Source organism: Bacteroidales bacterium, assembly GCA_016707785.1.
GTDB lineage: Bacteria > Bacteroidota > Bacteroidia > Bacteroidales > UBA4417 > UBA4417.
Window position 1 is genome coordinate 15,647 of record JADJGZ010000006.1, and the last position, 13,249, is coordinate 28,895.

Below are 13,249 nucleotides of genomic sequence, written 5' to 3' on the forward strand. Positions count from 1 at the left end.
ACAGTAGTTTTATTCGGTTCTTAAACTTTTAACTGGATTCGCGATGGCCGCTTTAACTGCCTGAAAACTAACAGTAGCAAGGGCTACGATGATAACAAGGGTGCTCCCTGCTGCAAAAAGCCACCAATCCAGGCTAACCCGGTAGGGATAGTTCTGAAGCCATTTGTTTGCGGCAAACCAGGCTAGCGGGACAGCAATAATCAGGGCAATGAAAACAAGAATGAGGAAGTCTCTTGACAGGGTAGTCACCACGCTATTTACAGATGCCCCCAGTACTTTTCGAATACCAATTTCTTTTGTTCTTTTTTCCGCAGAAAGCACTGATAATCCGAAAAGTCCGATACAGGAGATAAAGATGGTTAAAATGGCGCCAAAGAGGATAATCTGTTTCCAACGGGCTTCCGATTCATAATCCCTGAATCCTTTGTTCATCTTTGAAAACATAGGAGTATGGACTTAACGGGAAAAACTGCCGGAAGATTTTCTGTATGTACTTTAGGCTTTCTGTTTCTGTTCCCGGCCTTATTTTGATATTAAACATCCCATAACTGTTGGTATTTTTCATGGTAAACAATTGTGGGCCTATTTTCTGGTCAAGTGCCAGGGAATGATAGTTTTTAACGACCCCGATCACCTGGTAGATTTCATTGTTGTAAAAGAAATTCACCGTCTCCCCAATCGGGTTTTTCCATCCGGCTTCCTTGACAAAAGACTCATTCACAAGAATAGAATGGGTTGAATCGGAGGGATGCTCTTTTGAGAAATTACGCCCCATTACCAGGGGTATTTTTAAAGTCGGCAGGTAGGATTCATCGATGGTTTCATACTGGAAATTGATGGAAGAATCGTTGGCAAGCCTGGCACTGGTGCGCCATTGCCCGTTATTTTTGGCAGCTACATCTAAGATATTCCTGTTTTTAAGTATTTCAGACTTGAAAATCGCTGCTTCGCTATGGGAAACATCATATTTGTTAATTTCCACAATATTGCTGTCATCATAACCCAGGTCGGTTTTCGTGAGGAAATTGAACTGCCTGTAAATCGTGAATGTTCCGATGATCAGGAAGGAAGCCAGGGCGAATTGCAGCACAACCAGCGATTTTTGTGAATAGTTCCTGCCCGAAAACCTGATGCGGCTGTATAAGGTTGTCACGGGTTTGAATCCGGATAAAACCAGGGCTGGGTAAAAGCCGGCCAGTAATCCGGTAACCAGAAGTAATAACAGGTAGGCTGCGATTAACCGGGCATCGAAAAGGTAGGATAATGCCAGGGCTTTATTGGCAAGTCCGTTGAATAAGGGAAGGATAAGCTGAACAATGATCAGGGCCATCACAAAGGCTATAAAGGAAAGCAGGAATGATTCGCCCAGGAACTGGATGATAAGTTGTTTTCTGTCGCCACCGATCACTTTTCGTATCCCGATTTCTTTAGCCCTTTTCAGGGATCGTGCTACCGTGAGGTTAACAAAGTTGATACAAGCAATCAAGAGCACAAATAATGCAATTCCTGAAAGGATATAGGAATAGATAGGGTTGCTTGCATTTACCAACCCATTCTGTGCGGGGAGTTCAGTGCTCATATGCATATCTGTGAAGGGCTGCAGATGATAGCTCCCCATGGTGACATCCGGTCCGCCACCATATTTGGCAATCATTTCCTTAAAGGTTTTGCCGGCATCCCTCAGGTAGAAGCTCTGCATTTGTTTCTCAACAGTTTGCACACTGGTATTGGGATTCAGCACAACAAAGGTGTTCAGGAAAAAATTATACCAGTTATCGTTGTTTTGCGCATCTGCTTCCGATTCCCTGAAAGGTAACAATACATCAAACCTTATGGAAGAATTCTGAGGACAGGTTTTTGCAACTGCTGTCACTTTATAGGGTACGAATTGCCCGTTTTCCTTAAGCTGAACAGTTTTTCCCACAGCATCAGTGGTGCCGAAGTGTTGCCTTGCAGCCTCTTCTGATAAAACTATGGAATGAGGATCGGTTAAACAGGTTTGTGCATTCCCGCTCAGCAGGGGAAAGGAGAATACTGAAAAGAAGCCGGAATCGACAAACAACAATTCCTGTGACTGAATTTCTGTGCCTTTCCTGATGTCTTCTGCACCGCTCTGAACACGCACGAAAGTCTCAATCCCGGGAACGTTTTTTGCAAAACGGGGACCCTGGAGGAAGCCTGTATTGCCATCTTTAAATTCCTGTCCTTCTTGCTTGGTGTGCGTGACAATTCGATAGATATTTCCCACATTGGAATGGAACTGATCATAACTCACTTCATCTTTCACATAAAGAAGGATGAGCATGGCACAGGCAAGGCCTATACTTAATCCTGCAATATTGATGAAGGAATAGGTTTTATGTCGGGCTAAATTTCTCCAGGCGATTATGAAATAGTTTTTAATCATGGCTTTGGGTTTTTGTTATTCTGTTCGTAAACACTTCACAGGGTTTGCTGTAGCAGCTTTGAAAGCCTGGAAACTTACTGTGAGAATTGCTATCATCACTGATACTCCTCCGGCAAGTATAAATACCCACCATTGCACTGTTATCCGGTACATGAAATCCTGAAGCCAGGTTGCCATCGCCCACCATGCTATCGGTGTAGCTATAATCAATGCTATAGCTACCGGCCAGATAAACTCTTTGGTCACCAGGGTGGCTATGCCGCTCACTGATGCCCCCAGCACCTTACGGACCCCTATTTCTTTCACTCTCTGCCGGATGATGATTGAAGCCATACCAAATAAGCCCATACAGGAGAGTATAATGGCCACCAGAGCAGCAACAGAGAACATCTTCGATAGCCTTCCTTCATTTTCATACCAGCGTGCAATATTTTCATCCACAAACGAGCCTTTGAAGTCCACGCCGGGTTCAACAAGTGCATAGTTGTTTTTTATCATTTCCAGGGTGGTAACCGGGTTTTGTGTATTCACGCGGATCAGGATGTAACTGATAGCCTGATTATTATTCATGGCAATGGTAAGAGGTGTACTTTCCTCATACATCGAATACAGGTGGAAATCGGGTATTACGCCAACTATATTCCATTGTGGACGACTGCTATCCGCATAGAAAGAAGTGCCTACTATATTTTTTTCTGCAAATTGCCGGGCCATGCTCTCTGTAACAATAACAGTATTAAAGCTGTCAGCAACATATGCGGTTGAGAAATCCCTCCCTGCTTTCACCGGGATATCCAGGGTTTTAAGGATGTCGTAATCAGCCTGAAGAAAATCGGTATTGATGGATTTCCCTTTATAATCGAAGCCAAAACTCATCCTGCTGGTACTACCGTCTTTGCCAACCCCCAGGTTCACGGTTGTACCTGAAACGCTTACAACCGATGTTTGTGAAGCCAGTAAGTGACGCATCTTTCCCACTATTTCCTTGCCTTTCTCCTCATGTTTGATAGGGATACTTATAAGAGTAGAGGTATTATAACCTAATGGGGCGGTTCGTAAATGTGTGAACTGCTGATAAATAATGATGGTTGTGCACATTAAAACAATAGCAATCACAAACTGGGCTACGATGAGTGCATTGCGGAAGAATCCCGGCTTTTTAATGGATATTTTGCCTTTGAGAATTTCAACCGTCTTTAATTGTCCCATGATATATGACGGATAACCCGAAGCAATAAATGAAACCACCAGGAGGATTATCAACAGGTAAAAAATGATGGCCGGCTGGTACAACATTGCCGGATCGAATTTACCTTCCATGAATTTATTAAGGGCTTTCATTAAAATGACGGTAGCTATGATTCCCAGGACCATCGAAGCAAATACTGTAGCCAGGCTTTCTCCCCACACCTGGATCCACACCTGTCGCTTGCCTGCTCCCAGGCATTTCCTGATCCCGATTTCTCGGGTACGGGTAAACGACAATCCCAGGTTGAGGTTTATAAAATTGAAGCAGGCTATAAGGATAATCACTCCTGCAACAAGTAGTAAAATATACAGAAACGATTTGCTGACCGAATTCCCGTTGTTCAATTCATCATTGAAATGCAGTTCATTAAGGGGCAATAATTTCATGCCTGAATAGTCGCCATTGCTATCAGCCTTGTATCCCTTGTTTTTCAGGTATTCATTGTCGCTGGTTCTATACTTTTTACTGATCATCCGAAGCTGTTTTTCGACGGCCTCCTGGGTAGCATCCCTGCTCAGCTGGACAAAAACCGTATGATGCTGGTTATTCCAGTTATCTTTAGCTTCTGCATAGTCCGGGTCCAGTTCGGTGCGGGCCAGGACTGAGTATTCAATGGAGGAGTTTTCGGGAGCATTTTCCAGTACTGCCGATACAAGCAGCGTATTCCATTTTCCTCCGATTTTCACGTCGATGGGTTTTCCAATGGGATCTTCTGTTCCGAAGAGATTCCCTGCTGTTTTCTCACTCAACACTACATTGCCTGCATCAGCCAGAGGGTGTTGCTGCGTTCCTTTGATGATTTTAAAGGAAAACATGCTGAAAAAGTCATCATCAACGAGTCTGGTTGATTGTTCCAGTGATTTATCCTTGTATCGCACTTCCCGTCCGCGGTATTTGTACCTGCTGGCTTTTTCCACTCCGATTTTTTCAGATAACAGGGTACTTGCAACCGGGTAGCTCATAGCAGTGCCTTTTTCCACACCCTCAGGGGCATTGGCAAAGGCATAGACCTCATACAGCTGATCTTTATTTTCATGGAAATTATCGAAGGAAAACTCACGGTACACCAGTGTTATCAGCAGGATGCTGCAGGTAAAAGCTACTGTCAGGCCAATGATGTTAATGGCTGAGTGCAATTTGTTTTTCAACATGTTTCTCCACAGAGTCTTCAGATAGTTCCTGAACATATGCTGATGATTATTTTTGATGTAACAAACAATTTTCCTGTTGCCCTTTTTCGGGTATTCTACTCGGTTTCTCAGATTTTTTACCAGGTTGCTCAGAGCCGCTTTAATAGCCTGAAACTCACAGTCAGCAAGGCAATAAGCATGGCCAGTATTCCTGCAAAAAGGAAGACTGTCCAGCTGATATCAATCCGGTAAGCAAAGCCTTGCAGCCAGTCTTTCATGATCCACCAGGAAACAGGAAATGCTATGAGGCAGGAGATAGCCACCAGAATGAGGAAATCTCTTGAGAGCAAAGTGGCAAGTCCTTGTGTGCTGGCCCCCAGTACTTTCCTGATTCCAATTTCTTTGATTCTGCGTTCTGCAGTATAGGCCGCCAGTCCGAATAATCCAAGGCATGAAATGAAGATGGCCAGCATAGAAAAGATGCCTGCCAGTTTTCCTATCAGTGTTTCGGTTTTAAAGATCTTGTCGAATTCAGCATCAACGAAGCGGTAATGGAATGGGTAACCGGGATTATAGGATTTAATAACTTTTTCAATGGCTGGCAGAGCTTTTTCAAGATCAGCACCGGGTTTCATTCGCATTGTCATGGTGTAATTGGGAGATGCATCTGAAAAAGGATCAGGGGTGCAGCTGTTCCGTACATATCGTTATATACAAAATCATGAATAACACCCACAACGGTGAGATTGGTTTCATTGTTTGAAATAATGCTGCCTACCACATTTTTCTTCTTCAGAATTTTTGCCATGCTTTCATTAATGATGATATTGCTGCTATCGGTCTTGTTTCCAGGATAAAAGTCCCTGCCAGCCATCAGTTTCATCCCCATGGTTGAAATATATTCCCGGGCTTACACTTTCGATGGTGATCAGTACCTGCTTGTTTGGGTCCTTGCCTTCCCAGGAAAAATCTCCGGTATTGCTGCCCAACTGTAATACACTGTTATTACTTGTACAGGTGTTCTGAACATATCCTGAGGCTTTTAACTCATTCCTGATAGCTGTAAAATGTTGTTTCATCTGCCCCTGTAAGCCTGTGTATAGCAGGTCCTGCCTGTTATATCCCAGGTTACGGTCTTTAATATGAAGTATCTGCTGGTAAATCAGAACTGTACTTATAATCAGGATAACAGAAATCGAAAACTGAAGCACCACCAGGCCTTTTCTGATGTATCCGGCACTGTTGCTGTTTTGGATTCTGACGCCTTTAAGGATGTTTACAGGGTTAAAAGAGGAGAGATAGAATGCCGGATAGCTGCCTGCAATTAGGCCACAGACCAGGGCAATCAGAATAAGGCCCGAAATATGGACAGGTTGCAGAATATTTACCGTAAGTTGTTTCTCAACAATCGTATTGAATGCTGGTATTGCGAGGTAGATCAGCACTATGGCAATGGAGGCGGAAATCATCGACATAATAACCGATTCCCCGATAAACTGTCCAATCAGTTTTCCTTTCCGGCTCCCATCACCTTTTCTTACACTTCCCTGGCACGTTGTTCCGAACGGGCAGTGGAAAGGTTCATGAAATTTATGCAAGCAATAATGAGTATTATCCAGGCAATCAAACTGAATAAGTTGACATATTTGATCCTTCCGGCTATTTCTTTACCATTGTCAAAGTTGTCGTACATTCTCCAGCGGTTCATGGGATAAACCGACATCTTGGCAATAGAACCTTTGGCTTTGCTGTCAATGTAGTTATAAAGTTTTTTGTTGATAGACTCCACGTTTGCCTTAGGCTGTAATTCGGCATAGGTAATAATTCCATTGTTTCCCCATTCCTTCAGCCAATCATTCTGATTTACAAAGAGCTTAAAGGAGGCCAGCCAGTTAAACCTGAAGGATACATTGTCAGGCAGATCTTTAACTACTCCGGTAATACTATATTCCTGTTTGTTGTCTACCTTAATCGTTTTACCCACCACATCAGTCGTTCCAAAGAACTTCTCTGCCATGGATTTGGTAATAACCAGCGAATGCAGCTGGCTGAATGCATTTTTTGCATTCCCTTCAAGAAATTCGAGCTGAAACATCGTAAGAAAGGGTTCATCCACATAAAGGCCGGGTTCATAGATAGTTTTATCATTCAATGAAAAGAGCAGATTGGAGTCCCAGGAAGTTCTTGCCGTTTGTTTGATGCCGGGGATATCAGTTTTCATACCTTCTGCAAGAGGACCCGGTGTTGCATCAAAAGTATAGGTAGTGCCATCGTAGGTCTGACTGTCCTTGACCTTATAAAGATTGTCGCGGTTGCTGAAGTAATAATTAAAGGTAAGCTCGTCTTCAACCCATAAGAGGATGAGCGCCGCACAGGCAATCCCTACTGCCAGCCCGCCAATATTGAGCAAACTATATCCTTTGTTTTTCCAGAGGTTACGAAGAGTGGTCCTGAAATAATTCTTAATCATCGATTACCTGATAATATGTTTTCAAATACAATGCTTTATACTCAATGAGCTGCGGAGGTGCAATACAGTTAAGTCATGCCTGGTTGTGCAAGATATCCGCCAGATAGCGGATCACAAAAGGACTGGTCCCGGAATTAAGAGCAGGAGGGATACAACAGTAGTAGAATCCGCTATACGAGAATATTCTCTGTAACTGTTTGGCCGTCGAGCATCCTGATGATCCTGTGACTGAATTTGGCATCATGTTCACTATGTGTTACCATGATGATGGTTGTGCCTTGTTCATTCAGGTCGGTCAATAATTCCATCACCTCATTGCCATTGGCTGAGTCCAGGTTCCCTGTCGGCTCATCGGCAAGAATTAATTTTGGATTATTTACCACGGCCCTGGCTACGGCAACACGCTGCTGTTGTCCGCCGGAAAGTTGCTGCGGATAATGGTTACGGCGGTGCATGATCTTCATTTTATCGAGTACCGCTTCTACTTTGGCTTTTCTTTCTGCGGCTTTCACCCCGGTATAGATCAGGGGAAGTTCAACATTTTCATATACTGTTAATTCATCAATCAGGTTAAAGCTCTGAAAAACGAAGCCAATATTGTGCTTCCGCATTTCTGCCCTTTTCCTTTCATTGAAATTGGCCACTTCAACCCCGTTAAAGATGAAGCTGCCGTTATCGGCATCGTCCAATAAGCCGAGAATATTCAGCAAAGTGGATTTTCCACATCCTGAAGGCCCCATCACAGCTACAAACTCTCCCTCTTTAACTTCCATTGAAAGTTTATTGAGAGCTATTGTTTCCACCTCTTCTGTACGGTAGATCTTTTCCAGGTCTTTTATCTTAATCATAGTGTGTTTATTTTGAGTTTATTGGTTCTTATTTCTTGTTTTTGTTAATTTTCTGGCAAACAAAAATTCGCAATTTTAAGTGCTGAGAGCTGAGTGCTGGGTGCTGTGTGCCACGTAGAGGAGTCTTTTGCTCTGATCGCCCATGTGCCTACATGCCATGTGCCATTTGGAACCTGCAATCATCAGTGCCCCGAAGGGGATCCGTTGGCTCTGTGTGCCGGGTGCCGGGTGCTTCCTTCAGGAGCAATCCGAGTCATGCTCCTGAATAATCGCCAATCCGCAACTCCGCAATCCGCAATCCCCAATCCCCAATCCGCAATCCAACATCCGCCATCAAACATCCGACATCCGACATCCAACATCCGACATTCGACATTCCTACCTTTTCAGCACCAACTCCTGCATATCCCCATAATTCTCATAACTACTGGTAATCACCTTATCACCGGGCTTCAATCCTTGCAAGACTTCATAAAAATCAGGATTTTGATTGCCCAGCTGTATGTCAGTCTTATAAGCCGTTTTCCCATCAGCACTGAGTTTAAAAATCCAGTTACCACCTGTTTGCTGATAGAACCCACCCCTTGGCAATCGCAAAGCCTGTTTTTCATCACTTAGGGCAAGACGGATCTGCAGGGTTTGTCCGCGACGTATGCCTTCTGGTACGGTTCCTTCGAACTGCATATCCACCTGGAACCGGCCATTATTGACCTGGGTAAACACTTTGGTGATTTTTAGTTTGTAAACTTTATCAGCGAAGGTGAATTCACCCACCAGGCCAATATAGATGCGTGAAATATAATGTTCATCAATATCAACGCGAACCTTGTAGCCACTTAACACATCAATCTGGCCCAGGCGGTCACCTTGCCTTTTATTTTCACCAATTTCCGCATCCAGGGATGTGAGTTGTCCGTCGATGGGCGATTTCACGATCAGATCATTCACTTTCTGCTTCATCATATTCAGTGCTTCCTGGGAACCCTGGTACGAACGCTTGTCCTGTTCCAGCTGCTGAGCTCTCGAAATCGAATCCTGGTAAAGAATCTGCTGGGTTAATTTTTTCTTTTCGAGATAGTAGTTATAATCGTTCTCAGCTTTTTTGAATTCCTGTAAACCAATAACTTTCGAAGCGTAAAGGTTTTTATCAAGGTTGTAAATCCGTTCTGCTTCTTTAAACAGGCTCAATACATCTGCCATCTGGTTCAGCTTGCTCACAGTGTTTTGCTGGGCTGCATTGTTATTGATCTGCATCTGTGTCAGCGTATTATACACTGTATTCTGCTGACTCATCATGGTCATCAGCAGATCTGTATTTGAAAGACGGAGAATGGATTGCCCCTTTTTCATCATGGTGCCATCTTCCACAAAAACTTCCTCAACACGTCCGCCTTCGCTGGCATCGAGGTATATGGTAGAAATTGGAAGAACCACCCCGTTAACCGGGATAAATTCCTGGAAGGTCCCATTGGATACCTCGCTTACGGTAATCCGTTCCAGGTCGACATTTAACCTCGATTTCCCTGAGGTAAAATAGAAGCTGCCGGCAATCAATAAAACAATGGCTGCTATTCCAGCGATCGTGAAGATCTTTTTGGGAGTCCACTTTTTCTTTTCAATGATTCTATCCACTTTTCCTGATGGTTTTGATATGAATACTATAATGCACCTAACTGGCATAAATATAATGCCAAATAGTAAACCATCAGAAAATCAATGATATGTGGAGAAGCCTCAGGACAAAAGTGTTCGATACCGATACACAAACTGTATGATTTCGATACAACTTGCGATTACTGACTGTTTTTTAGTTTCTGTATAAGGGATTCTTTAAACATGGCACCGATCGGGATCATCTGATCGCCAATCTTGATCTGATTGCCTTCAATATATATAAGCCGGTGTAAAGGGATAATAAAGGATTTATGCACCTGGACAAACTGCTCTTCCGGTAATGAGTTGAGCAATGACTTAAAGGTTTCATGCACCACCAGGCTCTTCTCTCCCAGGTGGATTTTCACATAATCACCCAATGATTCCAGATAGGATATATCTGAAAGGTCTATTTTGTGCAATCGTTTATCGGCTCGTAGCATGATAAATCCGGAGGGTTCATTTCCAGTGACCTTGCCTTTATTGCTTGATTTAGTCTCCAGTCGCTCCATCGCACGATTCACCGCTTTCAGGAACCGTTCAAAGGAGAAAGGTTTTAGAAGGTAATCGATAGCATTTGCTTCAAATCCTTCTACTGCATACTCAGGATAGGCTGTGGTAAATATTACCAAAGGCTTTACCGGTAAGGTTTCCAGGAACCTGAGGCCGGAAATCACCGGCAGGTTGATATCAAGAAAGAGAAGGTCAATTTCATGCAATTGAAATGCTGGAGCGGCATCAGGGGCATTGGAATAGGTGCCTTTGAGTTCCAGGAATGAAACGGATTCAATATAACCGGACAGGGTGTCCTGTGCCAAGGGTTCATCTTCAATAATGAGGCAGGAAATCTTATTCATCTAATGGGACTTTCAGTTCGACCATAAACTCTGAATTGCTTTCCGTTACTGACAATTTGTGATTTTCAGGATAGAGTAAATCAAGCCTTTGTTTGAGATTCTTCAACCCGATGCCTTTGTATTTACTGTCAGTCTCTATCGAAACGCCTTTGTTATTGGTAAGGCGGGCTATGAAGAAGCCCGCCTCAATGATGAATTCAAAGTTTGCATAAGTGTTGGATACTGCTCCTTTAACTCCATGTTTGAAACTATTCTCAAGCAAAGGCAACAGTAAGAGGGGTGCAATTTTATAGCTGCCAGGGTCACCCTTAATTTCCAGGCTGATTGTCACTCCAGGCCCCGACCTGATCCTTTGCAATTCGACATAATCACTCATGGCAGCAAGTTCTACCGCCAGACTCACCCGGTCAGCTTCAGCTTCATACAGAATATGGCGAAGGAAATCTGATAGCCGTAATACAATGGTTGGTGTTTCCGGTGATTGGTTTAAAACGAGGTTGTAGATTCCTGAAAGGCTGTTGAACAGGAAATGAGGATTCAACTGACTCTTCAATGCCAGTAAGCGGGTTTCGGTGTTTTCCTTTTCCACCACCACCAGCTTGCTTTTAGTATCCATCAGCAGGAACCAGCCCTTGGATAGTTTTAATAAACTTGTTACCCCCATCAGGGCCAGGACGAACTTCAGCAGATCAAAGAACTCGTAATAGGAAATGAAATAGTAGCCAGGCAGGAGATAGTCGATGAACCTGGAAAAAACGACGATATTTAGTGCTGTCGATCCAATTGCCAGCACTGCAAAGGCAATTCCGAAGAGAATGTACTTTCTTTTTCCCAACAGGTGAGGGATGAGTAGCATCAGGTTGAGGTAAATACCTGGCAATAAGGTGAGGATAAAGATGAAGGTGTAAAGAATGTCAATTTGCAGCACTTCATCTGAAGATGAAAAGACTTTGAACAGCACATAGAAAGCACAGGCCCAGAATGCGAGATGTTGAAGAAGCCTGACTGAAAACAGCTTTTTCATGGTTTATTTTTTATTTGATGCTTTCTGCCTGGTCAGTATCATGGTGTAGTCGCTCTTATTCTTATCTGTGCCAAAAGCTTCCGGATCCTGTCCATATTTTCTGATGAATTTCTGCAGATCTGCAGTATTTGCTGTAAGAATCACCTGCTGATGATCCGGATCTTTGTCATCAAGGTCGTAAGGAGTCCGCTCATGTGCAATGCGTACCTTGTTCTGGTTGAAAAGTGTCATCAGCCATTCCTCATTGTACCATTTAATGGTCACTACATTATTGCTGATGCTTGCCTGGGCCAGGGAATGTGCCTGGACAAAGTGAAACCCTTCAAGATCGGTATGCCCGGCATCCTCTGCAGGATAAAAGTCGATATACAGTTGCTTGTCGAGCTGGAAAAGATGGGCAATAAACCGGCTTGTACCTTTTTCATCAGAATAAGCGATATCATAAGCTTTATCAGGGATATCAGCTTTAGCTAACCCTGCTTTTCTCATATGCCTGCTGATTTCCCAGTTAGAGTCATCCTTGCCGGTCCATTTGCCTAGCAGTTCCTCTTTATAAACCAGGTCTTTGTCAGTATAAAATGGATGGATCGATTTGATAAAACATCCCGGCAAAAGAGCCAGAATGAGTAGTGCGGAAATAATGATTTTTGTTTTCATGATTGTTTTGGATTGATTATGCAGCAAAATAAGCCTGCATTTCACCCCTGTAGAAATTATTTCGATGAACATCACCCGTATTTCGATGAACATGATTTTAGACTACGATTATCACATATCCACTTTGATAAATACATTTCTAAAAAGACCTTCTTGTTAGATCCAGTAAACCATTGATTACAGTAAGCGGATGTGCAGGATTTCCGGGAATATACAAATCAACAGGATACCGGTCCAGGAAGGAACGGTTAAGAGCGGGGCTTCCGGAAAAAAGCCCCCCGCTAATGGCATCCGTTCCTACCAGCACAATGAGTTTTGGATCCGGTGTGGCATCATAACAGATCTGAAGGGGTTCAGCCATATTCTCAGTAATCGGGCCGGTAATTACAATTCCATCTGCATGGCGGGGTGAAGCTACAAACTCAATGCCGAAGCGTCCCATGTCAAATTGCACATTATTAGCCGCATTCAATTCCCATTCACAACTGTTATCACCACCTGCAGATACCTGCCTTAACTTCAGTGAACGGCCAAACAGGCTGTGAATTTCTTTCCTGACTTTTTCGGGATTGATGGCTATTGGTTGGTCGTCTCCTTCTTTGACTATAAGGCCTTCACGCTCATTGGTCGAAATCTTGTAATCAGTAGTAAACTGAATTTTATCGGGGAAAGCCATCGCACATTCCCCACAGAACGTACATTTCCCAAGGTCAATGCTCACCGGGTTTGCCGATATGGCATGAGTCGGACATGTAGCCTGTAACCGTGACTCATCAACTTTCACAAGGCTAATAACCGGCCTTCCCCTGAAAATACCCGGGACTTTCGCTGTTGTAACATCAGGAATAAATTGCTTCCCCTGGTGATATAGTATTTTGAGATTGTTATACATGGGTCGTTGAGGATTAAAATGGTTAAATGAGCTTTTGCCAGGTAGTATGAGTCTAACTTCCT

General features: G+C 43.5%; 7 protein-coding genes and 2 pseudogenes. All 9 read right to left on the reverse strand.

Annotation, left to right across the window (positions count from 1 at the left end):
* Positions 1-9 precede the first annotated feature (9 nt).
* Positions 10-2,407: pseudogene (locus tag IPH84_05255) on the reverse strand (ABC transporter permease).
* Between the two features lie 15 nt (positions 2,408-2,422).
* A complete protein-coding gene (locus IPH84_05260; protein ID MBK7172634.1) occupies positions 2,423-4,843 on the reverse strand; it encodes an ABC transporter permease in 2,421 nt (806 codons plus the stop codon).
* Between the two features lie 66 nt (positions 4,844-4,909).
* Positions 4,910-7,256, reverse strand: a pseudogene (locus IPH84_05265) (ABC transporter permease).
* 170 nt (positions 7,257-7,426) lie between these two features.
* Positions 7,427-8,104 carry an ABC transporter ATP-binding protein gene (locus tag IPH84_05270; GenBank protein ID MBK7172635.1) on the reverse strand — a complete coding sequence of 226 codons (678 nt, stop codon included), beginning with the start codon at positions 8,102-8,104 and terminating at the stop codon, positions 7,427-7,429.
* A gap of 378 nt (positions 8,105-8,482) precedes the next feature.
* The gene (locus tag IPH84_05275) at positions 8,483-9,736 is read right to left on the reverse strand and encodes an HlyD family efflux transporter periplasmic adaptor subunit (GenBank protein MBK7172636.1); all 1,254 of its coding nucleotides are present in this window, start codon (positions 9,734-9,736) and stop codon (positions 8,483-8,485) included.
* Positions 9,737-9,897: 161 nt separating this feature from the next.
* Positions 9,898-10,614 carry a response regulator transcription factor gene (locus IPH84_05280; GenBank protein MBK7172637.1) on the reverse strand — a complete coding sequence of 239 codons (717 nt, stop codon included), beginning with the start codon at positions 10,612-10,614 and terminating at the stop codon, positions 9,898-9,900.
* Positions 10,607-11,638 (reverse strand): histidine kinase, encoded by a 1,032-nt coding sequence (locus tag IPH84_05285; GenBank protein MBK7172638.1) that lies wholly within the window; start codon positions 11,636-11,638, stop codon positions 10,607-10,609. Before IPH84_05285 ends, IPH84_05280 begins: the two co-directional genes overlap by 8 nt.
* A gap of 3 nt (positions 11,639-11,641) precedes the next feature.
* Positions 11,642-12,295 (reverse strand): hypothetical protein, encoded by a 654-nt coding sequence (locus IPH84_05290; GenBank protein ID MBK7172639.1) that lies wholly within the window; start codon positions 12,293-12,295, stop codon positions 11,642-11,644.
* A gap of 139 nt (positions 12,296-12,434) precedes the next feature.
* A complete protein-coding gene (locus IPH84_05295; protein ID MBK7172640.1) occupies positions 12,435-13,187 on the reverse strand; it encodes an NADH:ubiquinone oxidoreductase in 753 nt (250 codons plus the stop codon).
* Positions 13,188-13,249 lie beyond the last annotated feature (62 nt).